Annotated in this window: 25 protein-coding genes; 13 read left to right on the forward strand and 12 right to left on the reverse strand. The window is 72.7% G+C overall.

The window, feature by feature from the left end; genetic code table 11:
* The first annotated feature begins 30 nt into the window (after positions 1 to 30).
* Positions 31 to 2466 carry a right-handed parallel beta-helix repeat-containing protein gene (locus tag H293_RS0112335; protein ID WP_020118190.1) on the forward strand — a complete coding sequence of 812 codons (2436 nt, stop codon included), beginning with the start codon at positions 31 to 33 and terminating at the stop codon, positions 2464 to 2466.
* Here the strand turns inward: H293_RS0112335 and H293_RS0112340 are convergent.
* Positions 2436 to 4772, reverse strand: coding sequence for a hypothetical protein (locus tag H293_RS0112340; protein WP_020118191.1), 2337 nt, complete (start codon positions 4770 to 4772; stop codon positions 2436 to 2438). The two genes, H293_RS0112335 and H293_RS0112340, sit on opposite strands and share 31 nt — an antisense overlap.
* Positions 4773 to 5063: 291 nt before the next feature.
* Here H293_RS0112340 and H293_RS0112345 point away from each other — a divergent pair, with 291 nt between their 5' ends.
* Together H293_RS0112345 and H293_RS0112350 are read left to right on the forward strand one after the other, a co-directional pair.
* Positions 5064 to 5894: a DeoR/GlpR family DNA-binding transcription regulator gene (locus H293_RS0112345; protein ID WP_020118192.1), complete on the forward strand. Its 831-nt coding sequence runs from the start codon at positions 5064 to 5066 to the stop codon at positions 5892 to 5894.
* A gap of 53 nt (positions 5895 to 5947) precedes the next feature.
* Positions 5948 to 6427, forward strand: coding sequence for an SRPBCC family protein (locus H293_RS0112350; RefSeq protein ID WP_020118193.1), 480 nt, complete (start codon positions 5948 to 5950; stop codon positions 6425 to 6427).
* 123 nt (positions 6428 to 6550) lie between these two features.
* Here the strand turns inward: H293_RS0112350 and cds1 are convergent, their stop codons facing one another.
* Positions 6551 to 7696 carry an L-cysteine desulfhydrase Cds1 gene (gene cds1, locus H293_RS0112355; RefSeq protein WP_020118194.1) on the reverse strand — a complete coding sequence of 382 codons (1146 nt, stop codon included), beginning with the start codon at positions 7694 to 7696 and terminating at the stop codon, positions 6551 to 6553.
* A 346-nt stretch (positions 7697 to 8042) separates the two neighbouring features.
* Between cds1 and H293_RS0112360 the strand changes: the two genes are divergently transcribed.
* Both H293_RS0112360 and H293_RS0112365 read left to right on the forward strand, forming a co-directional pair.
* A complete protein-coding gene (locus H293_RS0112360) occupies positions 8043 to 8366 on the forward strand; it encodes a hypothetical protein (RefSeq protein ID WP_020118195.1) in 324 nt (107 codons plus the stop codon).
* A gap of 181 nt (positions 8367 to 8547) precedes the next feature.
* On the forward strand, positions 8548 to 9069 hold the full coding sequence (locus H293_RS0112365; RefSeq protein WP_078612567.1) for an ATP-binding protein: 522 nt from the start codon (positions 8548 to 8550) through the stop codon (positions 9067 to 9069).
* A gap of 416 nt (positions 9070 to 9485) precedes the next feature.
* Here the strand turns inward: H293_RS0112365 and H293_RS0112370 are convergent, their stop codons facing one another.
* The 3 genes from H293_RS0112370 to H293_RS0112380 are packed head-to-tail and all read right to left on the reverse strand — an operon-like array spanning position 9486 to position 13134.
* On the reverse strand, positions 9486 to 12047 hold the full coding sequence (locus H293_RS0112370; RefSeq protein ID WP_020118197.1) for an ABC transporter permease: 2562 nt from the start codon (positions 12045 to 12047) through the stop codon (positions 9486 to 9488).
* Positions 12044 to 12844 (reverse strand): ABC transporter ATP-binding protein, encoded by an 801-nt coding sequence (locus H293_RS0112375; protein WP_020118198.1) that lies wholly within the window; start codon positions 12842 to 12844, stop codon positions 12044 to 12046. Before H293_RS0112375 ends, H293_RS0112370 begins: the two co-directional genes overlap by 4 nt.
* Positions 12841 to 13134: an SHOCT domain-containing protein gene (locus tag H293_RS0112380; RefSeq protein ID WP_020118199.1), complete on the reverse strand. Its 294-nt coding sequence runs from the start codon at positions 13132 to 13134 to the stop codon at positions 12841 to 12843. Before H293_RS0112380 ends, H293_RS0112375 begins: the two co-directional genes overlap by 4 nt.
* 171 nt (positions 13135 to 13305) lie before the next feature.
* Here H293_RS0112380 and H293_RS0112385 point away from each other — a divergent pair, with 171 nt between their 5' ends.
* Genes H293_RS0112385 through H293_RS0112400 form a run of 4 tightly spaced genes read left to right on the forward strand, consistent with a single transcriptional unit; the run spans position 13306 to position 15837 of the window.
* The gene (locus H293_RS0112385; protein ID WP_028807780.1) at positions 13306 to 13884 is read left to right on the forward strand and encodes a TetR/AcrR family transcriptional regulator; all 579 of its coding nucleotides are present in this window, start codon (positions 13306 to 13308) and stop codon (positions 13882 to 13884) included.
* 44 nt (positions 13885 to 13928) lie between these two features.
* Entirely contained in the window at positions 13929 to 14324 is a 396-nt protein-coding gene (locus H293_RS0112390; RefSeq protein ID WP_020118201.1) for a (R)-mandelonitrile lyase, read from the forward strand.
* 11 nt (positions 14325 to 14335) lie between these two features.
* Positions 14336 to 14920: a DUF4865 family protein gene (locus H293_RS0112395; RefSeq protein WP_020118202.1), complete on the forward strand. Its 585-nt coding sequence runs from the start codon at positions 14336 to 14338 to the stop codon at positions 14918 to 14920.
* Entirely contained in the window at positions 14914 to 15837 is a 924-nt protein-coding gene (locus tag H293_RS0112400; RefSeq protein ID WP_020118203.1) for a phosphotriesterase family protein, read from the forward strand. Before H293_RS0112395 ends, H293_RS0112400 begins: the two co-directional genes overlap by 7 nt.
* Positions 15838 to 15843: 6 nt before the next feature.
* Here H293_RS0112400 and H293_RS0112405 read toward each other — a convergent pair whose 3' ends face one another.
* Positions 15844 to 16371: a hypothetical protein gene (locus H293_RS0112405; RefSeq protein ID WP_020118204.1), complete on the reverse strand. Its 528-nt coding sequence runs from the start codon at positions 16369 to 16371 to the stop codon at positions 15844 to 15846.
* Between the two features lie 227 nt (positions 16372 to 16598).
* On the opposite strand from H293_RS0112405, the gene H293_RS61630 reads away from it, so the two are divergent.
* Both H293_RS61630 and H293_RS0112415 read left to right on the forward strand, forming a co-directional pair.
* Complete coding sequence (locus H293_RS61630; RefSeq protein ID WP_020118205.1) at positions 16599 to 16823, forward strand: hypothetical protein; 225 nt, start codon at positions 16599 to 16601, stop codon at positions 16821 to 16823.
* 39 nt (positions 16824 to 16862) lie between these two features.
* A complete protein-coding gene (locus H293_RS0112415; protein WP_020118206.1) occupies positions 16863 to 17834 on the forward strand; it encodes an NAD-dependent epimerase/dehydratase family protein in 972 nt (323 codons plus the stop codon).
* A 15-nt stretch (positions 17835 to 17849) separates the two neighbouring features.
* On the opposite strand, the gene H293_RS0112420 is transcribed toward H293_RS0112415, so the two are convergent.
* Genes H293_RS0112420 through H293_RS0112435 form a run of 4 tightly spaced genes read right to left on the reverse strand, consistent with a single transcriptional unit; the run spans position 17850 to position 20939 of the window.
* The gene (locus tag H293_RS0112420; protein WP_020118207.1) at positions 17850 to 18299 is read right to left on the reverse strand and encodes an RpiB/LacA/LacB family sugar-phosphate isomerase; all 450 of its coding nucleotides are present in this window, start codon (positions 18297 to 18299) and stop codon (positions 17850 to 17852) included.
* 1 nt (position 18300) lies between these two features.
* Complete coding sequence (locus H293_RS0112425) at positions 18301 to 19023, reverse strand: NUDIX hydrolase (protein WP_020118208.1); 723 nt, start codon at positions 19021 to 19023, stop codon at positions 18301 to 18303.
* Positions 19016 to 20260, reverse strand: coding sequence for an ROK family protein (locus H293_RS0112430; RefSeq protein ID WP_020118209.1), 1245 nt, complete (start codon positions 20258 to 20260; stop codon positions 19016 to 19018). The genes H293_RS0112425 and H293_RS0112430 overlap by 8 nt, the downstream gene beginning before the upstream one ends.
* A gap of 37 nt (positions 20261 to 20297) precedes the next feature.
* Positions 20298 to 20939, reverse strand: a complete 642-nt coding sequence (locus tag H293_RS0112435; RefSeq protein WP_020118210.1) for an alpha-ketoglutarate-dependent dioxygenase AlkB family protein — start codon at positions 20937 to 20939, stop codon at positions 20298 to 20300.
* Positions 20940 to 21022: 83 nt separating this feature from the next.
* Here H293_RS0112435 and H293_RS0112440 point away from each other — a divergent pair, with 83 nt between their 5' ends.
* On the forward strand, positions 21023 to 22165 hold the full coding sequence (locus tag H293_RS0112440; protein WP_020118211.1) for a methyltransferase: 1143 nt from the start codon (positions 21023 to 21025) through the stop codon (positions 22163 to 22165).
* On the forward strand, positions 22158 to 22922 hold the full coding sequence (locus H293_RS0112445) for a class I SAM-dependent methyltransferase (protein ID WP_020118212.1): 765 nt from the start codon (positions 22158 to 22160) through the stop codon (positions 22920 to 22922). The genes H293_RS0112440 and H293_RS0112445 overlap by 8 nt, the downstream gene beginning before the upstream one ends.
* Here H293_RS0112445 and H293_RS0112450 read toward each other — a convergent pair.
* Both H293_RS0112450 and H293_RS0112455 read right to left on the reverse strand, forming a co-directional pair.
* The gene (locus H293_RS0112450) at positions 22900 to 23751 is read right to left on the reverse strand and encodes a class II fructose-bisphosphate aldolase (protein WP_020118213.1); all 852 of its coding nucleotides are present in this window, start codon (positions 23749 to 23751) and stop codon (positions 22900 to 22902) included. The genes H293_RS0112445 and H293_RS0112450 overlap by 23 nt on opposite strands.
* Positions 23752 to 23759: 8 nt before the next feature.
* A complete protein-coding gene (locus H293_RS0112455; RefSeq protein WP_020118214.1) occupies positions 23760 to 24644 on the reverse strand; it encodes an SIS domain-containing protein in 885 nt (294 codons plus the stop codon).
* Positions 24645 to 24656: the final 12 nt, after the last annotated feature.

Here is a 24656-nt window from a genome sequence, read left to right on the forward strand (position 1 = left end):
CGTACTACGAGGTGGGGGCACAGCAACGCCATGGCACAGGGCACGGTCCAGGTGACGCACACCGGTACATCGCGGTGGCGGCGCCGCACGGGTGAGTACGCGTCGCTCGCCGCCGCCCTGGAGGCCGCGGCGGACGGTGACGTGCTCACGGTCGCGCCCGGCACCTACCGGGAGAACCTCGTCGTGCAGCGGGCGGTGACCCTGCGCGGCCCCGAGGGGTCGCCCGGTTCCGTGCGGATCGCGCCCCTGGACGGGGTGCCGTTGACCGTGCGCGCCTCCGCCGTGGTGCTGGACCTGCATGTGGAGGGCCAGGACGCGGCCGCGCCCGCCCTGCTCGTCGAGGAGGGCACCCCGGAGCTCGCCGACATCCGGATCGTCACGCGGTCCGCGGCCGGCATAGAGGTGCGCGGTGGCGCCCGCCCGACCGTGCGCCGCTGCACCGTCGACAACCCGGCCGGTGTCGGCATCGCCGTACTGGACGGCGCGGGCGGGGTGTTCGAGGAGTGCGAGATCGTGGCGGCCGGGCAGTCCGGCGTCGCGGTGCGCGGGGGCGCCCACCCCCGTCTGGAGCGCTGCCGGATCCACCACACCTCGGGCGCGGGCCTGGCGGCGACCGGGGAGAACTCCGCGCTGGAGGCGGTGGGCTGTGAGGTCTACGAGGTCCGCGGCAGCGGGGTCCAGGTCACCGGCCGGGCCACCGCGCACCTCACCGACTGCGATGTGCACCGCACCACCGGCGACGGCGTCACGCTCGACACCGACGCGGTCCTGACCCTGGCCGACTGCCGCATCCACGACATCCCGGAGAACGCGGTCGACCTGCGCTCCCGCTCGGTGCTCACCCTGACCCGCACGACGGTCCGTCAGTTCGGGCGCAACGGCCTGTCGGTGTGGGACCCGGGCACCCGCGTGGACGCCGACCAGTGCGAGATCTTCGACAGCACGGGCGACTACCCGGCCGTCTGGGTCAGCGACGGCGCCACCGCCGTACTGGACTCCTGCCGGGTGCACGACGTGCCGGACGCCCTGTTCGTCCTGGACCGCGGCTCGCGCGCGGACGTCGTCGACACCGACATCTCCCAGGTCCGCAACACGGCCGTGTCCGTGAGCGACGGCGCCACCGCTCAGCTCGACGACTGCCGGATCCGGGACGCGGCGACCGGCGCCTGGTTCCGTGACCACGGCAGCGGCGGCACCCTCAACAGCTGCACCGTGGACGGCACCCAGACCGGCGTGATCGTCACCAAGGGCGCCGACCCGACGATCGAGCGCTGCACGGTCGACTCCCCCGCCGAGGCGGGCTTCTACGTGTCGGCGGGCGGCCGCGGCAGCTTCCTGAGCTGCCGGGTGACGGGCAGCGGCGGGTACGGCTTCCATGTCATAGACGGCTGCCGTACGACGCTGAGGAAGTGCCGCACGGAGCGCTGCGCGCGCGGGGGCTACGAGTTCGCGGACGCCCCGGACGCCGCCGCCGGAGCGGGCCCCGTCGTCGAGGACTGCACCAGCGACGAGAGCGGGGGCCCGACTCCGCCCGCGGCCCGGGAGACGGTCGTGCAGACGGAGTCCCGCTCCCCCGGTCTGCTGGGGACGATCCCCGGGCAGCGCGTCACCGAGCAGGACCCGCTGATCGCCCCCGCGGAGCCGGAGAAGCCCTCGCGTACCTCGAAGGCCGTCCTCGGTGAACTCGACGCCCTGGTGGGCCTGGACAGCGTCAAGCGCGAGGTGCGGGCGCTCACCGACATGATCGAGGTGGGCCGGCGACGCCAGCAGGCGGGCCTCAAGGCGGCGTCCGTCAAGCGCCACCTGGTCTTCACCGGCTCCCCCGGCACCGGCAAGACGACGGTCGCCCGGCTCTACGGCGAGATCCTCGCCTCCCTCGGCGTGCTGGAGAAAGGTCATCTCGTCGAGGTGTCCCGTGTCGACCTGGTCGGCGAGCACATCGGGTCCACCGCGATCCGCACCCAGGAGGCCTTCGACAGGGCGCGCGGCGGAGTGCTGTTCATCGACGAGGCGTACGCGCTGTCGCCGGAGGACTCGGGCCGGGACTTCGGCAAGGAGGCCATCGACACGCTGGTAAAGCTGATGGAGGACCACCGGGACGCGGTCGTGGTGATCGTCGCGGGTTACACCGCCGAGATGGAGCGGTTCCTGTCGGTCAACCCGGGTGTGGCGTCCCGTTTCTCACGGACCATCACCTTCAGCGACTACAACCCCGAGGAACTCCTCAGCATCGTGGAGCAGCAGGCCGAGGAGCACGAGTACCGGCTGGCTCCGGGCGCCGCGGAGGCCCTGCGGAAGTACTTCACCGTGCTGCCCAAGGGTCCCGCCTTCGGCAACGGCCGTACCGCGCGCCAGACCTTCGAGGCGATGGTGGAGCGGCACGCGAGCCGGGTCGCCCACGTGGAGGACCCGACCAAGGACGACCTGACCCTGCTCTACGCCGAGGATCTGCCCGAGCCGTCCTGAGAGCGCGGTCCCGGCACATCCGGCTGGAGCCGGCCCAGCAGTCTCGCCCGCTCCTCGGCGAAGACCGGGTCGGCCTGGTAGTCGGAGTGGCCGAGGATCGCCGACGGCAGCGGATGCAGATTGGTGCGGCCGTAGGCGAGCGGGTCCATCAGGGGCTCCCGGTCCACCTCGGGGCCGCAGTCGCCGGGCAGCCGGACCGGGCCGCCGATGGGGTCGGTGAGCCGGTAGAGGTTGCGCCAGCAGTCCACGTCGTGGTGCAGGGCGGTGAGCGCGGCCGGGCCGAAGTGGGCCGGGAACCAGCGGCCGTAGAGGCGTTCCAGCGGGGAGCCGTAGGTGAGGAGGGCGACCCGCCCCCGGACCGCCGGTTCCAGCTGCCAGGCCGCGGCGGCCGCCAGCACGCTGCCCTGCGAGTGTCCGGAGATGACCAGCCGGCCGCGCGTGGCGCGGATCCAGGTCGCGATCCGCCAGGTCAGGTCCGGTACCGCGCGCTCGGCGTAGCAGGGCGGGGCGAAGGGGTGGGAGGCGCGCGGCCAGAAGGTCCCCACGTCCCAGAGGATGCCGATGGTCCGGCGCGCGGAGGGGTCCTTGTAGGCGCGGCGGCCCCAGGTGACGAACAGGATGAAGCCGAGGCCGATCAGCCAGGAGCCGAGTGCCTGCGCGGTGTCGGCGGCGCCCTGGACGAAGGCGTACGCCCCTTCGGTGGCCTTTGCCGGTGTCCTGCGGGAGGTCAGGGCGCCGACGAGGGCTCCGGCTCCGAGGATCAAAGTGCTGGCCGACGTCACTCCGAGCAGGCGGGGTCCCCGGTCCGTCAGCGCCGCCATGGCGCGGGCGCGGGCGATGCGGCGGGTGCGTGCCGCGTCCTTGGGCTCCGCGGGGTACTCGCTCTCGACGGCGCCCAGTTGGTCCCGGCCGGAGCGCCAGGTGCGCCGGCCGAGCCACGCGCAGTGGCCCAGCAGCACGAGGAGGACCAGCGGGATCACGGACGCCTGCCAGGTCAGCAGGACCGGCGGGCCCAGGATGGTGGCGCCGGTGCCGTCCAGCCAGTCCGCGACGCGCTGCGAGACGCCGCCGGACATCACGCCGCCCAGGGCGCAGGCCAGCGTCGCCACGGCGGGGCCGGCCAGGCCACGCATCGCGGCGCGCGGGTCGGGATGCGTGCGGTGCAGCAGATGGGCGACCACGGCCAGGGCGACGACGAGCAGGCCCTGCACGAAGGCGATCCCGCCGAAGGTGGCGTCCCCCGACAGCCGGCCGTGCGACTGCCACCCCGGCCGTTCCCACCCGGCGTACACGGCGGCGAGGGCGAGCAGGACGAGCGCGGCGAGCGGCAGGCGCCGTACGAGGTGCCCGTCGAGCCGCCGGTCGAGGTAGTTCTCGCTGCGGCCGCGGCGGCACACCACCCAGACCACGGCGACCCCGGCGGCGACGAGACCGGCCTCCAGGAGGCGCCCGAGCGTGTCGAGGAGGGCGGGGCCGCCCGGTTCGCGGTCGAAGCGGGCCGCCGTGGAACTGACCGCCGCGGCGATCGTCAGCAGGCCCGCCGCGGTGTGCGCGGCCCGCAGGCGGGCGACCAGCCGGCGGCCGTACCAGAAGCCGGGCCGGCCGAGGGCGGTGCGATCGTTGTCCTCCTCCGGTTCGCCGGGGCGGGCCATGGGCTGCTGGGACTCGTAGGCGCTCCAGGTGCGGTGGGACAGGTACCAGAGCAGGCCGGTCAGCGCGGCCGGGACCACGGCCGCCAGCGCGAGGCGGCGGCCCGGCCGGCTCCACCAGCCGCCGTCCGACAGATCGGGCGACAGGAAGCCCAGCCAGGAGTGCGACTCGGCGCACGCGCGCGTGCCGGCGCACTGCCAGGCCGCGAGGTCCAGGGCGACCTCGCAGGCGGCGGCGACCAGCAGAACGGTCAGGGTCAGGCTCGCGAGCCGTACCAGGAGGCCGTAGAAGCGCACGGTCCGTCTACGGCCGCGTGCGGTGGGGCGCATCCAGTGGGCGAGGTTGACCACCATGAACGGCAGCAACAGCAGCCACAGGGCGCGGGTGCCGTTGCCGGAGGTGAGATTGCACCAGACGTACGCCTCGGGCACCGGGCCGGTGCGCCCGTCGCCTGGTCTCTTCTCGGCGTCGACGTCGTCGGCGCGCCGGAAGACGGCCGCGACCTCGTCGCCGGTGATCCGTACCGTGCGCGGATCGTCGAGCATCTTCTCCGGCGTGGTGCCGCCCACTCCGTGGACCAGGAGTTCCAGGGCGGTTCCGGATTCCTCGGGCCGGGCGGCCGAGCCGTCCGCACCTATGGTGGTGAGAGGTTCCACTGCTTCGCACTTCCCCCGTGACGCGCCGTCGGCATCTGTCCGTGCGGGCACAAGGATCTCCGCTCAGCGCCTTGCGCGCACCACTCGTCACGGAATCTCCCCGATCCGGGTGACGGCCGGAGCCCAATGTCACCCCGGTGACGTGAGCGCGACGGGGCGGTCGGTGGCGCTCCTGGTGGGGGCCCGTGCGAGTATGGGACGTCCCGCGCACCAGGGACGGGCAAAATGTCCTTGTGGGAGAGGGTGCGCAGGGCGAGTCGGACGGCCCCAGGCGAAAGGACCGGAGCGTACGTGAGTGAGAATCAGAACCTCCTCGCGGAGCAGCGGCGCGCCCTGATCCTGGACGAGGTCCGGCGCCGAGGCGGGGTGCGCGTCAACGAGCTGACCCGCAAGCTCGGCGTGTCGGACATGACCGTGCGGCGCGATCTCGACGCGCTGGCCCGCCAGGGTGTGCTGGAGAAGGTGCACGGCGGCGCGGTCCCGGTGGTCGAGGCGAGCACCCACGAGCCCGGTTTCGAGGCGAAGTCGGGTCTGGAGCTGACCGCCAAGGAGGACATCGCGCGGTCCGCGGCGGAGCTGGTCGCCCCGGGCACCGCGATCGCGCTGTCGGGCGGTACGACGACGTACGCGCTGGCCCACCATCTGCTCGACGTGCCGGACCTGACCGTGGTGACCAACTCGGTGCGGGTGGCCGACGTCTTCCACGCGGCGCAGCGCACCACGGGTCCCCGTCAGGGCGCGGCGACCGTCGTGCTGACCGGCGGGGTGCGCACGCCCTCCGACTCGCTGGTGGGGCCGGTGGCCGACCAGGCGATCGGGGCGCTCCACTTCGACGTGCTCTTCCTGGGTGTGCACGGCATATCGGTCGAGGCCGGCCTGTCGACGCCGAACCTCGCGGAGGCCGAGACCAACCGGCGTCTCGTGCAGTCGGCACGGCGGGTCGTGGTGGTCGCCGACCACACCAAGTGGGGCACCGTGGGCCTGAGTTCGTTCGCCTCGCTGGATCAGGTCGACACGCTGGTGACGGACGCCGGACTGCCGGCGTCGGCGCGCGCGGAGGTCTCGGAGCATCTGCGACGGCTGGTCGTGGCGGGCGAGTCCGTTGACGGTACAGACATCTGACTGAGCGTCAACTAGGGTGGCCCCTTCCCGTCGGACTCCAGGGGAGTGTGTCCATGGCTCACCAACTGCGCGAGGTGGGGCTCGATTTCATAGCCGCCGCGCCCGTACGGATGGTGTTCGCGCAGGAGATGTCGGCTCCGCCCAAGGCGGTCCACCGAGCGCTCGCCGAGGACGTACCGGGCTGGGAGGAATGGTTCTCCGCGGTGACCCTGGCCCGCTCGACCGGGGACGGCTCGACCCGGGAGATCCACCTCAGGGGCGGCGGGCGCTTCCAGGAGACGATCCTCGCGGCCGACGCCCCGGAGGTGTACGCCTACCGGGTGGACGTGGCGAACGCGCCCGGCGCCCGTGCCATCGCCGAGGAGTGGCGGCTCACTCCCGCCGGGCAGGGCACCCACGTGCGCTGGACGTTCGCCGTGGACGGCACGGCGGCGTTCCGCGCGGTCACCAGGCTCGGGAGGCCCGGGCTGGGGCGGGCTTTCCGGGAGGCGGTCCGGAGGCTGGACCGGCGGCTCGCGGCGCAGGGCTCCTAGCGGGAGCCCTTCTTGGGAAAGTGCATGGTGAGGCGGGTCGTCGGCTGACGCGCATCCTTGAGCTGGGCACCCGCCCGAAACTCGAACGTGCGGCAGACCAGGTTAGAGGCTGGTGGAGCCCGGCTAGAGGCTGCCGGGAGCGGCCCGACCGGGCCAGACCCCCGTCTCCAGCAGGGAGGCGATCGCCGTCGTGTACGGCTCGATGTCCAGGCCCTGCTCGGCCAGCCAGGCGTCCGAGTAGTACTTGTCCAGGTAGCGGTCGCCAGGGTCGCAGAGAAGGGTGACGACGCTCCCCCTGCGCCCCTCGGCCACCATCTCGGCGATGATCTTCAGCGCGCTCCACAGTCCGGTGCCGGTCGAGCCGCCCGCCCGGCGGCCGATGGCCCGCTCCAGGGCGCGCACGGCGGCGACACTGGCCGCGTCCGGGACCTTCATCATGCGGTCGATCGCCCCGGGCACGAAGCTCGGCTCCATGCGCGGCCGGCCGATGCCCTCGATGCGCGAGCCGCAGTCGCATGTGACGTCCGGATCGCCGGTGCTCCAGCCCTCGAAGAAACAGGAGTTCTCCGGGTCGGCCACACAGATGCGGGTGTCGTGCTGCATGTAGTGGACGTACCGCGCGATGGTCGCCGAGGTGCCGCCGGTGCCGGCGGTGGCGACGATCCACGCGGGCTCCGGGAAACGCTCCAACTCCAGTTGCCGGAAGATGGATTCGGCGATGTTGTTGTTGCCGCGCCAGTCCGTGGCCCGTTCCGCGTAGGTGAACTGGTCCATGTAGTGGCCGCCCGTCTCCCCCGCGAGGCGGGCGGACTCCTCGTACATGGTGCGCGGGTCGTCCACGAAGTGGCACCGTCCGCCGTGGAACTCGATGAGGCGGATCTTCTCGGCGCTCGTCGTGCGCGGCATGACCGCGATGAAGGGCACGCCGATGAGCTTGGCGAAGTACGCCTCTGACACCGCGGTGGAGCCGCTGGACGCCTCGATCACCGGGCAGCCCGGCCGGATCCAGCCATTGCAGAGGCCGTAGAGGAAGAGCGAGCGGGCCAGCCGGTGCTTGAGACTGCCGGTCGGGTGGGTCGACTCGTCCTTGAGGTACAGGTCGATGCCCCACTTCTCCGGGAGCGGGAAGCGCAGGAGGTGGGTGTCGGCCGAGCGGTTGGCGTCGGCCTGGACCTTGCGGACGGCTTCTTTCAGCCAGCCGCGGTAGGCGGTGTCGCTGTGGTCGATGTCGAGGGTGTCGCCGGTCCGGATCTGCTGAGGGGTGCTCACGGCGGGGCTCCTAACACTTCGCGCCGACGGCGCGTCGCGCGGCCGATGACTCGATCATAGACACCTTCCGCACGCTTCTCACCTGCATAAACGCACCTTTGAGAGCCTCAAAGGCACCCTGGGGTCGCAACGGCGTGCGGGGGCGGGGGCGCATTCGGGCGAGTGCTCCGGGCGCTCCCTGCCAGATGTCATGCGTACTGGTGCTCGACGCCCGTGGCGGGCAGACTGCACCGGGCGGGACGGACGTCTCGAACGGGGGCGCACACTGGATCACGACAGAACCCGGCTCTCGGCCCACGCGGCCGCACGGGTCGGCACACCGACGCGCACAAGGGGGCGGGGCGGCATGGCGGAGCCGGAGTTCAGGGCTACGGGCGTGCGGATCGGGAAGAGGTTGCGCTCGCTCACCCGAGCCGGTCAGGTCCGGATCAACGACGGCAGGCTGGAACTGCTCACCAGTTACGGCAGCGAGATCGACAGCGCGCCGGTCCAGGCGGTGCGCGCCTCCAAGCCCTGGTTCGCCGCGCACGACCGTGCTCTCGCGGACCTCAACGGCAACCGGTATCTGCTGACCCTGGGCGAGCACGACCCCGCTCCGGGCGAGCCGGGGCCGCCCGCGGCACGGCGGTTCATCGAGGCCGTGCGCCGGGCTGCGGGGCGTAGCCGGTAGGTCACCGCGAGTTGCGGTACCGCGTCTCCTGAGTCACGCTGGTCTCACATCACTCTGGGTTAACCGGCGATCACGCTGCAAACCAGCCCGCCGGGCACGACAGCAGGCGGCCGTTTCACGCAGGCACCTGCTCGATCCGAACTCCGTGTTCTTCCGGACCTCACGTCGGGGAGTCGCAGCCGTGATCAGTCACCCAAGCAGGCATTGCACGGTGGAGCTTCAGGCTCTGCCGTCGCGGATCGGCCAGGTCCGCAGAATCCTTTCTGCGCAATTGCGCTACTGGCATCTGGATCCCCTCATAGACCGGGCCGTGCTCGGTGTGACGGAGCTGTTGACCAACGTCCACCGCCATGCGCAGCCGGACAAGACGTGCACCGTGAAGATCGAGCTGCTGCTCGACCGGCTCATGGTCTCGGTGCACGACCACGACCCGCGTCTGCCGGTCGTGGCCGACATCAAGGACACCGAGCCGCTCGCCACGTGCGGGCGCGGGCTCGCGATGGTCGCCGCGGTCAGTGAGAGCTGGGGCGTACGGCCGGACGGCGAGTCGGGGAAGTTCGTGTGGTTCACCCTGCCGACGCCCTCCGCCGCACGGCCGCAGCGGCGCACCGTCCTCGACAAGACCGCGCTCAGGTTCGTCGAGGTGCGGGCCGACGCCCGCAGGCCCGAACACGCTCCCGCCCGGTCCGCCGTTGCCGGCTGACCGGGCGGTGACGACTCCTCTGTTGGCGTTCGCTCGTCAGCCTGCGGGGCGCTTCCACGCGGTGTCGTTGCGACGATCGTGCCCGGCCCTTCGGGCCGCCTCGCGTCCGCCGTCGCGACACCGGCGCGCCCCTCCGGCTCGCGCGTGGCCGACGCGCCGGCTCCGTGAGTGCCGGTGGGCTCATGCCGGTGTCACCCGGTGGTTCGCTCCCGCCCGACTCGCGAACTGCGGTTCGGTCCCGCACGACTCCCTCGGTCGCGATCGCCCGCAGTACGTCGAGACGCGCGGCGCGTCGGGCCGGGCGCAAGCCCACGAAGGCTCCCGCACCTTCGCCGTCCCGGCACCGACGCGCCCCTCCCGCTGCGTCCCGGCCGAACCGCCGACCCAGCGATCGGCGGTCCGCTCCCCCACCCCACTCACTCGGTCGCGATCGCCCGCAATACGTCGAGACGCGCGGCGCGTCGGGCCGGGCGCAGGCCTGCGAGGGCTCCTGCGGTGAGGCCCACCAGGGTGACCACCGCGAGTTGCAGGGGCGGGACGGCGAAGGCGAAGGTGCTGTCGCTCGTGCCGTCCGAGGCCTTGACCAATACCCAGCCGAGGAAGGCGCCGAGGGTGAGGCCTCCGACCGTGCCGAAGGCGGCGACCAGGACCGACTCCCAGCGGACCATGGCGCGCAGCTGGGAACGGGTCTGGCCCACGGCCCTCAGCAGGCCCAGTTCGCGGGTGCGTTCGTGGATCGCCAGGGTCAGGGTGTTGGCGATGCCCAGCAGGGCGATCAGGACGGCGAGGGCGAGCAACGCGTAGACCAGCGTGAGCATCATGTCGATGCCGCCGGCCGACGACTGTGCGTACTCGTCGCGGGTCTGCACCTCGGGATGGCCGTACCGTGCCGCCACCTTCTCCACCGCCGCCTTGCCCGCGCCGGCGCTCACGCCGTCCTTGAAGGAGACCGCGACGAGCGTGTCGGAGTCCTGCGTGCGGTGCGGGGCCCAGGCCGTGCGGGTGATGACGTAGTCGCCCGCCAGCTCGGACCGGCCGTAGACCGCGCGGACCGTGAAGGTGTCCTTCTCGCCGTCGGTGAAGGTGAGTCGGGTCCTGTCCCCCGTCGTGAGGCCCTGCTTCTGCGCCTCCGTCCGGGTGATGGCGATGCCGTCGGTGCCGAGGCCGCGCAGGGAGCCCCGTACGGTGCCGAGGTCGAAGGTGCGCTCCAGGGCGAGTGGGTCCGTGACGGTCAACGCCCTTCCCTTGCCGTCGACTTCGGCGACACCGCGTCCGAGGCCCACGGCCGTGTCCACCTCGGGGAGGGCCTGAAGCACTCCGGCGAGCCTGGGGCTCAGGCCGCTGCCGCCCGCCCCGAACGACGGGGTGCTGACGGCGACATCGCCCGCGAAGGACCGGGACACGGTCTGGTCCATGGTGGCCTTCAGGGACGCCCCGAACACCGTGAACAACGAGACCACGGCCACGCCGATCATCAGTGCGCTCGCGGTGGCGGCCGTCCGCCTGGGGCTGCGCAGGGCGTTGCGGCGGGCGAGGGACCCGGTGACGCCGCGGAGCCGGCCGAGGGGACCGCCGAGCACGCGTACGGCCGTCGTGGAGGCGACCGGGCCGAGGACCACGAAGGCTCCGAGGGCCAGGACGGCGCCGGTTGCCGCGAGCCAGAGGGACGGTGACACCAGGACGCCGGTGAGGGTGAGGGCCACGGCGAGTGCGGCCAGGCCGGCCCCGGTGACGGCACGGACGCGGGAGGCGCCCGACTGGTCCACGGCCGTCTCGCGCAGCGCGGCCAGCGGCGCGGTGCGTCCGGCGCGTACGGCGGGCAGCAGCGCGGAGCCCAGGCAGACCACGACGCCGACCGCGAGCGGCAGCAGCATCGAGAGCGCGCTGATCACCAAGTCGCCTTCGGGGAACGGGAATCCGATCGCCGGGAACAGCGCCTGGAGGCCGGCGGCGACCCCGATGCCGCCCGCGATGCCCACGGCGGAGGCGGTGACGGCGACGACGCTCGCCTCGGTCAGGGTCGACGCGGTGACCTGGCGACGGGAGGCACCGAGTGCCCGCAACAGGGCGTTCTCACGGGTGCGTTGGGCGACGACGATCGCGAAGGTGTTGTGGATGGAGAAGGTGGCGACCAGGAGGGCGATGCCCGAGAACACCAGGAGAAGGGTGGTGAAGACGGACAGGAACTGGCTGGAGATCATGTCGGTGTTCTCCTCGGTCGACTCCTGACCGGTGATCGCCTCGACGCCCTGCGGCAGTACGCGGGTCAGCCGTTCGACGAGCTCCCGCTGACTGACACCGGGACCTGCGCGCACCTGGATGGTCGACGCCTCACCGGGCCTGGCCGTGAGGTACTTCTCCGCGTCGGCCCGGGTCATGCCGGTGAAGGTCACCTGGGCCATGCCGTCCTCGCCGCCGAAGGTCGCGAGACCGACGACGGTCACCTCGACGGGGTCGGGCGTGCGCAGGACCGTGGTGTCGCCGATCTTCAGGTGGCCCTTTTCGGCGGTGCCGCGGTTGACGACGACCTCGCCGGACCTCTTCGGCGCGCGGCCCTCGGCCAGTTCGTACGGGTTGAGCTTCGGGTCGTCGATCCAGTTGCCGGCGAGGGTGGGCGGACCCTGGCCGCCGATGGGTTTGCCGTTCGCGCCGACGAGTTGGCCGGCGCCCTGGATGTCGGGGACGGCGGCCGCGACGCCGGGGACCTGCTCGACGGTCCTGACCAGGTCGGTGGTGACCGGCTCGCGCACCCCCTGGCTCTCCCCCGGCGTGGTGATGGCCTCGGCACTGCGGACCACGGCGTCGGTGCCGCTGGTCGCGTTGCCGAACATGGTGTCGAAGCCGGCGCGGAGGGTGTCGCCCATGACGAGTGTTCCGGCGAGGAAGGCGACACCGAGGAACACGGCGAGGAAGGTGCCGGCGAAGCGCCGCTTGTGGGCGCGCAGGGAGGACACGCTCAGACGGAGGGAGGCGTTCATACGGGACCCTCCGTCCAGGTCCGCGAGGTCGCCGCTGCCCCCGAGGACGCCTCGAGGGCCTTCATGCGGTCCAGGACACTGTCCGCGGTCGGGTTCTCCATACGGTCCACCAGGCGTCCGTCGGCGAGGAAGACGACCTCGTCGGCGTGGGCGGCGGCGACCGGGTCGTGGGTGACCATGACGACCGTGCGGCCCGTCCGGCGCACGGTCCTGCCGAGGAGGCCGAGAACCTCTCCGCCGGAACGGGAGTCGAGGTTCCCGGTGGGCTCGTCGGCGAAGACGACGTCGGGCCGGCCGGCGAACGCCCGGGCCACGGCGACGCGTTGCTGCTGCCCGCCGGAGAGCTCGGCCGGCCGGTGACGGAGCCGGTCGCGCAGGCCGACGACGTCGATCAGCGCGTCGATCCACTCGGGGTCGCCCTTGCCGCCCGCGAGGTCCAGTGGCAGCCGGATGTTCTCCTCCACGGTCAGGGTCGGCACCAGGTTGAACGCCTGGAACACGAAACCGACGCGGTCCCGGCGCAGGAGGGTCAGGCGGCGGTCGTCTAGGGAGCCGAGGTCGGTGTCGCCGATGTAGCTGGCGCCCTCGGTGAGCGTGTCGAGGCCGGCCGCGCAGTGCATGAGGGTGGACTTGCCGGAGCCCGAGGGCCCCATGATCGCGGTGAAGCGACCGGCCGGGAAGTCGACGCTCACCCCGTCCAGAGCCCGCACGCCGGTGTCGCCGCTGCCGTACACCTTCACGGCGTCGAGCACCCGGGCGGCCGGCAGCGTCCTCGTCGAGGCGGTCGTGACGGTCATGCCGCACCGCCCTTGCCCGCCGCGCGGCCGAACTGCTCGTCCAGGACGGACAGTCGGCGCCAGTACTCGTCCTCGTCGATCTCTCCGGAGGCGAAGCGGCGGCCGAGCATGGCGATCGGTGAGTCGCCGGAGGGGCCGGCCTCGGCCATGGCACGCCACGGTCCGCGACGGCCGCGCCAGAGTGTGCGGCGCAGGACGGTGACGACGCCGAGCACGACGGCCGCCCAGATCAGCGGGAAGAAGAGGATCCACGGGCCGGGGCCACCGTCCCAGTTCGCGAGAGTCTGCATGTCGGTTCGTCTCCCTGGACTTCTGAAGGTGTCGATCGGTGATGCTTCGAGACTGGCTCCGGGGAGGGGGCCGGGTCGTCGTACGGCCAGCGGCAGTGCGTGTACCTCCCGGGGAGTACGTGGGCCTGTTCGGCCTGCTCCCCAGGGGTCTCGACTTCTGTAACTACTAGTATGTACAGTGCCGGTATGAGCACTTCGGACCGACTGATCGAGTCCACCCGTGAGCTGCTGTGGGAGCGCGGCTACGTGGGGACCAGCCCCAAGGCCATCCTGGAGCGCGCGGGCGCGGGACAGGGCAGCATGTACCACCACTTCAAGGGCAAGCCCGACCTCGCCCTGGCCGCGATCCGAAGGACCGCCGAGGAGCTGCGCGCCACCGCGGAGAATGCGCTCGGCGGGCCCGGCACGCCGTACGAGCGCATCAAGGCGTACCTGCGGCGCGAGCGGGACGTGCTGCGCGGCTGCCCGATCGGCCGGCTCACGATGGATCCGGACGTCGTCGCCAGCGACGAACTGCGCGCGCCGGTCGACGAGACCATCGACTGGATCCGCGAGCGCATCGCCGGGATCGTCGAAGAGGGCAAGGAACAGGGCCAGTTCGCGACCACGCTCGACGGCGAGGAGATCGCGGCCGCCGTGCTCGCGACGGTCCAGGGCGGCTATGTCCTCGCCCGTGCGTCCGGCTCGCCCGCCGCGTTCGACACCGGCGTGCGGGGCCTGCTCTCGCTGCTCGCACCCCACACGTCGTAGCTGCTCGCACCCCTCTCGTCGTAGTCGTAAAGGAGTCGACAGACATGCAGATCACCCGACAGCGCCCCGGGACCCGGCAGGGAGCGGCGGAGAACTTCACCGGGACGGTGTGGCTCGACGAGATAGCCGCACCCGAGGCCCCGTCCCGGCTGCGGATGTTCAACGTCCACTTCGCCCCCGGCGCGCACACCGCATGGCACCGCCATCCGCACGGCCAGGTGCTCCATGTCCTGGAGGGCGAGGGGTTGGTGCAGCGCAGGGGTGCTCCCGCCGAGCCGATCCGCGCGGGCGACACGGTGTGGATCGAGCCGGGCGAGTGGCACTGGCACGGGGCCGGGCCGCGCACCTTCATGACCCATCTCGCGGTCGTCGAGGCCGCGGAGGACGGCACGACAGCCGACTGGGACGCGCATGTCGCCCCCGAGGACTACCCCGCCTGAGGAGACGCCCGATGCACGCCATGCAGTACGAACTCACCCTGCCCGCCGACTACGACATGGACGTCGTCCGCGCCCGCGTGGCCCGGGTCGGGCATCTGCTGGACGACTGGGAGGGGCTCGGCTTCAAGACGTACCTGATGCGCGAGCGCGGGGTGAACGGATCACCCGTCAACCAGTACGCGCCCTTCTACCTCTGGAACACCATGGAGGGCATGAACACCTTCCTCTGGGGAGGCGCCTTCCAGGGCCTCAGCAACGACTTCGGCCGACCGTCGGTGCGCCAGTGGTCGGGTCTGTCGTACGAGGAGGGCGGCACCGTCGGCCACCCCGCCCGGTGGGCCGTACGGCGGAGCCAACAGGTGCCCGAGGGCGTGGAGTTGGCCGAGGTGATGGCGGACGCGGTGGGTGAGACGGGGCGGCTGGCCGGGGAGGACGGCGCGGTGTGCGCGGCGGCCGCCGTGGACACGGCCCGCTGGGAGCTCGTCCACTTCTCGCTCTGGACGCACGAGTGGCCCAAGGCGGACGGCGAGATGTTCGAGGTGCTGCATGTGTCGGCGCCGGGCCGGGAGCGGCTGGGGCGGGGACGGCAGTGGTGAGCGCGGGCGCGGTGCGTACGGTGGCCGGTGACGTTCCCGCCGGGGAGCTCGGGGTGTGCGACGCCCACGACCATCTGTTCTTCGGCAGTCCCCAGCTGCCCGGGCAGGAGCTGCGGAGCCTTTCCACGGCGCGGGCCGAGCTGGTGGCGTTCGCCGAGCTGGGCGGTGGCACGGTGGTGCAGTGGACGCCGTACGGGCTGGGGCGGCGGGCCGCAGATCTGCCGCCGCTGTCGCGAGAGACCGGGGTGCGGATCGTCGCCGCGACCGGGCTGCACCAGGCCGTCCACTACGACGACGCGACGCTCGCCGGACTGCGCGGTCGTCTCGCCGAGGTGTTCGTCGCCGAACTCACCGAGGGTATCGGCACGTCCGGCGTCCGCGCGGGGCTGATCAAGGTGGCCGGCGGCTTCCACACGCTCGACGCGCACGCCCGCTGGACCATGTCCGCGGCGGCCGAGGCCCACCACGCGACGGGGGCGCCGATCGCCGTCCACCTGGAGCTGGGGACCGGTGCGCTGGACGTCCTGGACCTGCTGTGCGGGGAGTTGGGGGTGCCGCCGCAGCGGGTGATCCTCGGTCACCTCAACCGCTCCCCCGACTTCACCGTGCACCGCCAGGCCGCGGCCTCGGGCTGCTACCTCGCCTTCGACGGGCCCTCGCGCGCCAACCACGCCACGGACTGGCGCATGCCGGACGCCGTACAGGCCCTGGCCGAGGCGGGTCACGGGGACCGTCTGCTTCTGGGCGGAGACACCACGACCGCGGCCGCCCGGTCCGTCAACGGTGGCCCCGGGATGCCGTATCTGCTGCGCCGGATACGTCCGCGGCTCGTGGTCGAGCTGGGTGAGGAACTGGTGGGGCGCATCCTCGTCGACAATCCTGGTCGGGCCTTGGCCGTGGAGTGGCGTCGGCCTTGACGCCGCTCACCGGCAGAGCGCGTCGATGTCCTCGGAGAACGCCGGGAACTCGGACCGGGCGGCTGTGACGATGTCGCGGGTGGTCCGGCGCGGGGTGGTCGCGTGGCGCTCGGCGAGTTCGGTCAGCTCCGGGTTCGGGCGGGCGTCGTACTCCTCGTGCTCCACGACCTCCATCGGTCCCAGGCCGTCGGCCAGCACCCACAGGAAGTCGGACAAATTCGCCGCGACGACACCGCGCTCGCCCTCCGAGCCCAGGAACACCACGGGCTGCTCGGCGAGGGGCCGCCCCGGCCGCACGCGCCACAGGGCGGCGAGGCCACCGGTGCCGTCCTGTCCGAAGACCCGGTAGGCATCGCCGTCCAGTTCGTGGTTGCCGGTCCAGTTGCGCAGCCAGTCGGTGGTCTCCTCGGCGGAGTCGAAGGCGTCGTACGGCTCGAAGTCGACGCCCTCGCCGTCGGCGTAGTCGAACTCCACGCGGGCCACGTCGGCCAGGGCGGGCGGGAAGGCGCGGTCGCCCTCGGTCGTCTCGATCATGCCCGCAGGCTAGTCGCCACCACTGACAACGGTCCCGCGCCACCGAGATGTCCACCGAGGGCTGCGGTTTCGCGGCGCGGCCGGCGCCTCATGCGCGGGTGATGGCTCATGCAGGCGGCCACCAGGCCCTGGTCCGCCGGGCGTTCGTGGCCTGCCCGTCCCAGGGTGCGGCTGGACCTGCGCACCGGTGACGCGGCGGCCGCGCCGGCCGTCCGGACGAGGGCGACGTGGACGTGGCCGTCGCGGGGATCCCGGCCCGGCGGCCGGACGGGCTGGTGAGCCGGCCGGTCGCGGTGACCGAGCTGGTCCTCGTCACCGCGCGGGACCGGCCGGACCCGGACCTGGGCCGGCCGTTCGTCCTCCCCCGCCATGCGCTCGTGCCCGACGGCCACGAGGAACTGCTGAGGCAGGTCTCTGCACTGCGGAGCTTGACGGCGCCGCCGGGGGCCTGATCAGACTGGCCTGACCGACCTGACACTGATGGGAAGAACATGCGAGTCGTCGTCATCGGCGGTAGCGGGCACATCGGCACCTTCCTGGTCCCCCGGCTGGTCCGCGCCGGCCATGAAGTGATCAACATCAGCCGTGGCAGCCGTACCGCCTACGTCGAGGCTCCCGAATGGCGACACGTGCGTCAGGTGGTCGCCGACCGGGAGCAGGAGGACGGCGAGGGGACCTTCGGCGACCGCGTGGCCGGGCTGGAGCCGGACGTCGTGATCGACCTCGTCTGCTTCACCCTGGGCTCGGCCACCACGCTGGTCGAGCGCCTGCGCGGCGAGGTCGGGCACCTGGTGCACTGCGGCAGCGTGTGGCGTCACGGTCCCGCCGACAAGCTGCCGATCTCCGAGACCACGGGCACCCCGCCCGTCGGGGAGTACGGCATCCAGAAGGACCGTATCGCCCGGATGCTGAAGGAGGAGACCGCTTCCGGGGGCCTGGTGACCACATCCCTGCACCCCGGGCACATCGTCGGCCCCGGCTGGCACCCGATCGGTCCGCTGGGGAGCCTCGACCCCGCGGTCTGGTACACGCTCTCGGCGGGACGGTCGCTGAAGGTCCCCGGCAGCGGCGTCGAGCTGATGCACCATGTGCACGCGGACGACGTGGCGCAGGCCTTCGAGCGGGCGGTCGAGCACCGGGACGCGGCGGCGGGAGAGGACTTCACCGTCGTGGCCCCCACCGCGCTGAACGTGCGCGGGTACGCCCGTATCGCGGCCGGCTGGTTCGGTCGGACCGCGTCACTGGAGCCGGTGACCTGGGAGGAGTTCCGCAGGATCACGGCCCCGGAACACGCCGAGGCGAGTTGGGAGCACCTGCACCGCAGCCAGTGCCTCACCATCGAGAAGGCCAGGACCCTCCTCGGCTACGCCCCGCGCTACGAATCGGAGGCCGCGGTGCTGGAGTCGGTGCGTTGGCTGATCGACCACGGGGAGCTTAAGCCGGCAGTCCCGCTCAGCGTCTGACCGGATACGCGCCTCCTAGGCCCGGCCGGTGTCCAGGCGCCCCACCCGGGCGACGTTCTCCCGGTCCTCGGCGTCCTCGCTCGCCTCCGCGGTGAACCAGGCGTCGAGGATCTCCTTGAGGAGCGGCGCGGAGGTGAGGCGGAGGCTGAGGGCGAGCACGTTGGCGTCGTTCCAGCGGCGTGCGCCGTCCGCCGTGTAGGCGTCCGTGCACAGGGCCGCCCGTACGCCGGGGACCTTGTTCGCGGCGATGGAGGCGCCGGTGCCGGTCCAGCAGCACACGACGGCCTGGTCGGCGGTCCCCGCGGCGACTTCACGGGCCGCGGCCTCGGAGCAGACGGCCCACTGCGGATCGGCCCCGGGGCTCAGGGCGCCGTGCACGGCCACCTCGTGGCCCCGCGCGCGCAGCTCGTCGACGAGAGTGCGCGCCACTGGCTCGTCCATGTCCGAGGAGACGGAGATCCGCATGTCACGAGCCTACTCGGCGGCTCGTCCAGCGGACGACGGGTTCGAGGTATGCGACGTGCGGACCGGCGAGGTCCGGCAGTTCGGCCGGTGAGCCGACGAGGGCGATCCGGTCGAACTCCGGGACCCGCCCTCGTGCCGTCTCGGCGGCCACGAGTGCCTCGAAACGCTCATGGAGCAGGGGCGCGGGCAGGGGCGGCGCCAGGTAGTGGACGCCGACCTGTCCGTCCTCGCCGTGGGTGACCAGGCAGCGGGTGAGGTCGGCGGCCGGGAGGCCGACGCCCGTCTCCTCGGCCAGTTCCACGGCCGCGTGGCGGCGCAGCGCGTGCTCGTCGAGCGGCTCGTCACCGGTGGGTGGTTCCACCGATCCACCGGGGAACTGCCAGCGGCCGGGCGCGGCGGTGGACGCGGACATACGGCCCACGAGTACGCGTCCGTCCTCGGTCGGCTGCATGATGCTCACGAACAGGGACCGCAGGGCGGTGGCGCCCGGGACGCGGCGCAGGGCGAAATAGCGGTAGGTGGCGCGGGACCAGGAGATGAGCAGGGTGTCCGGGGTTTCCCGGGACAGGCCCGCGCACACCGCGACCGGGCCGTCGAAGAGGGCCGGGTTGGCCAGGACCGCGGTGTCCCACTCGCGGTCCATGGCCGTCCGTGCCTCGGCCGGGGTCACCGGGGGCGCCACCTCGACCAGGCGCAGTCTCCCGACTTCCAGCAGTTCAGCCACGGGTCAGTGCCCCCAGCGGATCGTCCAGCACCGGCTGCCACGCCAACTCGGCCGCTCCGACGAGGCTGTTGTGGTCCAGGGTGCAGGCCAGGATGGGGACGCCGCCGCTCTGTCCCCATAGGCTGCGCTCGGCGACGACCGCGCGCAGGCGCCCGGGGTCGGCGTCCAGGAGGGTGCGGTGGAGTCCGCCGAGGATGATCCGGTCCGGGTTGAGGATGTTGACCAGACCGGCGAGGCCCAGGCCCAGGCGGTCGATCAGCGACTCGGCCGCCCTGCGGACGGCGGGGTCGTCGTAGTGGTCGCGGACGAGGTCGTCGGCCTGCCGGAGCAGGGACTGTTCGGGGCCGGGGTCGAGTCCGGCCGCCGTGAGCAGGGCCAGCGGGTCGGCCTCGACGTCCAGGCAGCCGCGGCTGCCGCAGTAGCAGGGGCGGCCCTCGGGGTTCACGGTGAGGTGGCCGACTTCCAAGGCGAGTCCCGAACTGCCCGTGTGCAGACGCCCGTCGAGCACCAGTGCGCCGCCCACACCCCGGTGGCCGGTCGCCACGCACAGCAGATCGCGGGCACCGCGGCCCGCGCCGTGCCGGTGCTCGGCGAGCGCGGCGAGGTTGACGTCGTTGCCCGCGAAGGCCGGCCCGGTGATGCCGGCGGCGCGCACGCACTCGTCGAAGATACGGCGGACGGGGGCGCCCGCGGGCCAGGCCAGGTGCAGGGGGTTGAGGGCGAGCCCGTCGGGTTCGGCGACCGCGGACGGCACGGCGAGTCCGGCGCCCACACAGCGCCGGCCGGTCGTGCGCAGCAGGTCGGCACCCGCCTCCACGACGGAGCCGAGGACCTTCGCCGGGTCGGCGTCGACGGTCTCGCAGCCGGGCGCGGTGGCGACGATACGGCCGCCCAGCCCGACCAGGGCGGCCCGGAAGCCGTCGGCGTGCACCTGCGCGGCCAGCACGACGGGACCGTCCTCGGCGACCGCGAGCCGGTGCGAGGGCCTGCCCTGCGAACCGGTGGCGGCGGTGGGCCGGGCGTCGACGCGGATCAGCCCGAGCGCCTCGAGTTCCGCGGCGACCGCGCCGGCCGTCGCCCGTGTCACGCCGAGTTCGGCGGTGAGCACCGCACGGGTGGGCGCACGCCCGGTGTGCACGAGCTCCAACGCGGGCCCGAGCGCACCGCGCCCCCGGTCCAGCCGCGCCCTGGAGGTGGTCCCTTCCCCCGCCGGCCGGGGGTCCGCCTTGCCGCTCATGAGGGCGAGTCTCCCATGATCCGTTCGTTGTCCCGGCCTAGAGGCCGCTGACCCGCAGCGTGATGTTCAGCCGTCCCGTCAGCCCCAACTCGGGGGGCGCGGTGCCCGGATGCACGCGGGGCACCCCGTGGTAGGCGAGCCTCGACGGGCCGCCGAACACGAACAGGTCGCCGCTGCGCAGCTCGACGTCCGTCCAGGGCCTGGTCCGGGTCTCGGGGTTGCCGAAGCGGAAGACACAGGTGTCGCCGAGGCTCAGGGAGACCACGGGTGCCTCCGACTTCTCGTCGCTGTCGCGGTGCATGCCCATGCGGGCGTCTCCGTCGTAGAAGTTGATCAGTGCGATGTCGTATCCGGAGGCCTCCGTCCCCAGTGCGTCCCGCACGGCTTCCCGGCCCAGCTCGCCCAGCCGGTGCGGGAAGGGCTTCACCGGTACCCCGTCGCCGTCGACGACCGTGCGGGCGTAGGCGTACGGGTACCAGTGCCAGCCGAGACAGACCTGCCGTGCGGTCATCGTGCCGCCGCCCGGGGTGCGGACCGTGCGCAGTCCGGCAGGCGGGCGCGCCCACTCCCGGCAGGCCTCCAGCAGTTCGCGTTGCCGTGCCGGGGTCAGCCAGTCCGGCACGTGCACCGCGCCCGGCGCGACCTCCGTACGGGCTCTGGGGAACAGCTCGGCTTCCATGGGTTCCATCCTGCCCGAGTCCCATCCTGGCCGAAGGGCCTGAGCTGCGGCTCCGATAGCCTGGACGCACGATGGACGACCGAATGACGACCCCCTGGGGCGAGCTCGCCCTCACCCGCTTCCCCGAGGACCCGCGCGACCGGCTGCGCGCCTGGGACGCCTCCGACGAGTATCTGCTGAGGCACCTCGCGGACGAGGGGGTGGCGCTGTCCGGCACCGTCGTCGTGGTCGGGGACCGCTGGGGCGCCCTGGTCACCGCGCTGGCGGCGCACCGGCCGGTGCAGATCACCGACTCCTTCCTCAGCCAGGAGGCGACCCGGGCCAACCTCGAACGCGCCGGCGTCGAACCCGGCACCGTGCGGCTGCTCACCGCACAGGACCCGCCGCCCGGCCGGGTCGACGTTCTGCTGGTGCGCGTGCCGAAGAGCCTGGCCCTGCTGGAGGACCAGCTCTCGCGGCTGGCGCCCGCGGTGCACGAGGGCACGGTCGTGGTCGGCACCGGCATGGTGAAGGAGATCCACACCTCGACGCTCCAGCTGTTCGAGCGGATCCTCGGCCCGACCCGCACCTCGCTCGCCGAGAAGAAGGCCCGGCTGATCTTCTGCACGCCGCAGCCGTCGCTCGTACGGCCCGCGAATCCCTGGCCGTACGGCTACACGCTCCCGGAGGGCGTCGGTGCCGTCTCCGGACGGCCCGTCGTCAACCACGCGGGCGTCTTCTGCGCGGACCGGCTCGACATCGGCACCCGGTTCTTCCTCCAGCACCTCCCGGACAGCCGGGGCTCCCAGCGGATCGTGGACCTGGGCTGCGGCAACGGGATCGTCGGCACGGCGGTGGCCCTGGCGAATCCCGAGGCCGAGGTGCTGTTCGTCGACGAGTCCTTCCAGGCCGTGGCCTCGGCGGAGGGGACGTACAAGGCGAACGGCGTGCCGGGGCACGCGGAGTTCCGGGTCGGGGACGGTCTGACGGGGGTCCCGGCGGACAGCGTCGACCTCGTCCTCAACAACCCGCCGTTCCATTCCCACCAGGCCACGACCGACGCGACGGCCTGGCGGATGTTCGCCGATGCGCGCAGGACGCTGCGGCCCGGCGGTGAGCTGTGGGTGGTCGGGAACCGGCACCTCGGGTACCACGTGAAGCTGCGGAAGCTGTTCGGAAACAGCCAACTGGTCGCCAGTGACCCCAAGTTCGTGGTGCTCAAGGCGGTAAAAAGGTCGAGTGACTGATTCCTCGACGCGGGAGTTCTACGACTCGCTGGCACCTGACTACCACCGGATCTTCGCGAACTGGGACGCGAGCATCGCCCGTCAGGCGGCCGCCCTGGGCGCTCTCCTGGGGCCGGGCCCACGCCGGATCCTGGACTGCTCGTGCGGGATCGGGACCCAGGCGATCGGGCTGGCGCTGGCCGGGCACCAGGTCGTCGGCAGCGATCTCAGTCCCGTCGCGGCCACGCGCGCCGCTGCGGAGGCGGCGGCGCGCGGTGCCCGGCTGCCGACGGCCGCCGCGGACATGCGACGGCTGCCGTTCGTGTCGTCCGTCTTCGACGTGGTCGTCTGCGCCGACAATTCCATGGCTCATCTGCTGACGGCCCAGGACGTGGCGGCCGCGCTCGCGGACCTGCGGCGGGTGCTGCGGGACGGGGGTCTGCTGCTGCTCACCCTGAGGGACTACGACGAGATCCGCCGGACCCGGCCCGGGGCCGCGCCTCCGCAGGTCTCCGAGGGCTCCGACGGCCGGGTGATCACCTTCCAGCTGTGGCACTGGCACGAGGACGGCGAGCGCTACGACCAGGAGTACTTCCAGTTGACGCCCGGCGACGGGGACGACTGGGCCGTCCGTGTCCGTCGTACGACCTCCTGGGCGCTGACGCGTGCGCAGCTGACGGAGTTCGTGACCGCGGCCGGTTTCGCCGACCTGCGGTGGCACGATCCGGCGTCCAGCGGGTTCTACCAGCCCGTCCTCACCGCCCGAGCAGCCGGATGATCCGCCGGGCCGCCTCGACCATGGCGTCCCGCCCGGCACTCAGGTACACGCGGGAGTCCACCGCCTCGGGGTGAGCGCTCAGGAACTCCCGGATCGCGCCGGTCATGGCGACGTTCAGCGCGGTGCCGACGTTGACCTTGGCGATACCGCCCGCGACGGCCGCGGTGAGCTCCTCGTCGCGGACGCCGGAGGAGCCGTGCAGGACGAGGGGGACGTCCAGGGCGACGGCGAGACGCTTGAGCAGGTCGTGGTCGAGCGTCGCGGTGCGTTCGGTCATCGCGTGGGCACTGCCGATGGCCACGGCGAGGGCGTCCACACCGGAGTCGGTGACGAAGGCGCGGGCCTCGGCGGGGTCGGTGCGGGCGCCGGGGGCGTGGGCGTCCAGCGGAGGCCGGCCCTGTTTGCCGCCCACCTCCCCCAACTCGGCCTCGATCCAAAGCCCTTGGGAGTGCGCCCAGTCCGCCGCGTCCCGGGTCGCGGCGAGGTTCTCGGCGTAGGGCAGGTGGGCCGCGTCGTACATCACGGAGCCGAAGCCGGCGTCGGCCGCCTGGCGGAGCAGGTCGTCGCTCTGGACGTGGTCGAGGTGCAACGCGACGGGCACGGTGGCGCGTTCGGCCGCGGTGACGGCGGCGCGGGCCAGCGGGTGGAGCCTGCCGTGGCGGAACTTGACGGCGTTCTCGCTGACTTGGAGGACGACGGGCGCGTCAAGGGACTCGGCGCCGGCGATGACGGCCTCGATGTGTTCCAGGGTGATGACGTTGAAGGCGGCGACGGCGGAGCGGGCGGTGGCGGCCCGGGTGACGAGCTCGCCGGTGGTGGCCAGGGGCACGGGGTCTCCTAAGGGCGGGCGAGGATCACCGAGCGGGTGAGGTGGCGGGGCCGGTCCGGGTCGAGTCGGCGGGCCGCGGCGACGGCGACCGCGAGGCGCTGCACGCGGACCAGTTCGGCGAGCGGGTCCAGGGCACCCGCTACCCACAGTCCGCCGGTCTCCCGCACCTGTTCGGCCAGCCCTTCCGGGGCCTCGCCGAGCATCCAGGCGGCGGTGCCGTGGGTGGTGATGCTGATGGGGCCGTGCCGGTACTCCATCGCCGGGTAGGCCTCGGTCCAGGCGAGGGAGGCCTCGCGCATCTTCAGCCCGGCCTCGTTGGCCAGCCCCACCGTCCAGCCCCGGCCGAGGAAGGTGAACTGCGTGCACTCGACGAGGCCTTCGGGCAGGGGCGTCGAGAGCGCGGTGCGGGCGTCGGCGACGACGGCGTCCGTGTGCAGGCCCAGGTGGGCGCGGAGCAGGGTGAGGGCGGTGGTCGCGAACCTCGTCTGGACGACGGAGCGTTCGTCGGCGAAGTCGAGGACGACGACCTCGTCGGCGGCGGCCATGACGGGGGTGGCGGGGTCTGCGGTGAGCGCGGTGGTGCGGGTGCGCCCCTTCAACTGCCCCAGCACGTCGAGGACTTCGGTCGTCGTACCGGAGCGGGTGAGGGCCACGACCCGGTCGTACGAGCGGCCGTGCGGGAACTCCGACGCGGCGAAGGCGTCCGTCTCGCCCTGGCCCGCGGCCTCCCGCAGCGCCGCCACCGCCTGCGCCATGAAGTACGAGGTGCCGCACCCGACGACGGCGACCCGCTCTCCGGCTGCCGGAAGCGCGTCGGCGTGGCGTGCGGCCTCCGTGGCCGCGCGGGTCCAGCACTCGGGCTGGCTGGTCAGCTCGTCCTCGACATGGGTCATGCCGTACGCCTC

This window comes from Streptomyces canus 299MFChir4.1, from assembly GCF_000383615.1.
In the GTDB taxonomy this organism is placed as follows: Bacteria; Actinomycetota; Actinomycetes; order Streptomycetales; family Streptomycetaceae; genus Streptomyces; species Streptomyces canus_C.

Coding starts and splice junctions, on each gene's coding strand:
- H293_RS0112380 (WP_020118199.1), bottom strand. CDS start 13,134: ATGCAGACTCTCGCGAACTGGGACGGTGGCCCCGGCCCGTGGATCCTC.
- H293_RS0112335 (WP_020118190.1), top strand. CDS start 31: ATGGCACAGGGCACGGTCCAGGTGACGCACACCGGTACATCGCGGTGG.
- H293_RS0112440 (WP_020118211.1), top strand. CDS start 21,023: ATGACGACCCCCTGGGGCGAGCTCGCCCTCACCCGCTTCCCCGAGGAC.
- H293_RS0112375 (WP_020118198.1), bottom strand. CDS start 12,844: ATGACCGTCACGACCGCCTCGACGAGGACGCTGCCGGCCGCCCGGGTG.
- H293_RS0112395 (WP_020118202.1), top strand. CDS start 14,336: ATGCACGCCATGCAGTACGAACTCACCCTGCCCGCCGACTACGACATG.
- H293_RS0112420 (WP_020118207.1), bottom strand. CDS start 18,299: ATGCGGATCTCCGTCTCCTCGGACATGGACGAGCCAGTGGCGCGCACT.
- H293_RS0112350 (WP_020118193.1), top strand. CDS start 5,948: ATGGCTCACCAACTGCGCGAGGTGGGGCTCGATTTCATAGCCGCCGCG.
- H293_RS0112415 (WP_020118206.1), top strand. CDS start 16,863: ATGCGAGTCGTCGTCATCGGCGGTAGCGGGCACATCGGCACCTTCCTG.
- H293_RS0112435 (WP_020118210.1), bottom strand. CDS start 20,939: ATGGAAGCCGAGCTGTTCCCCAGAGCCCGTACGGAGGTCGCGCCGGGC.
- H293_RS0112370 (WP_020118197.1), bottom strand. CDS start 12,047: ATGAACGCCTCCCTCCGTCTGAGCGTGTCCTCCCTGCGCGCCCACAAG.
- H293_RS0112360 (WP_020118195.1), top strand. CDS start 8,043: ATGGCGGAGCCGGAGTTCAGGGCTACGGGCGTGCGGATCGGGAAGAGG.
- H293_RS0112455 (WP_020118214.1), bottom strand. CDS start 24,644: ATGACCCATGTCGAGGACGAGCTGACCAGCCAGCCCGAGTGCTGGACC.
- H293_RS0112390 (WP_020118201.1), top strand. CDS start 13,929: ATGCAGATCACCCGACAGCGCCCCGGGACCCGGCAGGGAGCGGCGGAG.
- H293_RS0112385 (WP_028807780.1), top strand. CDS start 13,306: ATGTACAGTGCCGGTATGAGCACTTCGGACCGACTGATCGAGTCCACC.
- H293_RS0112430 (WP_020118209.1), bottom strand. CDS start 20,260: ATGAGCGGCAAGGCGGACCCCCGGCCGGCGGGGGAAGGGACCACCTCC.
- H293_RS0112405 (WP_020118204.1), bottom strand. CDS start 16,371: ATGATCGAGACGACCGAGGGCGACCGCGCCTTCCCGCCCGCCCTGGCC.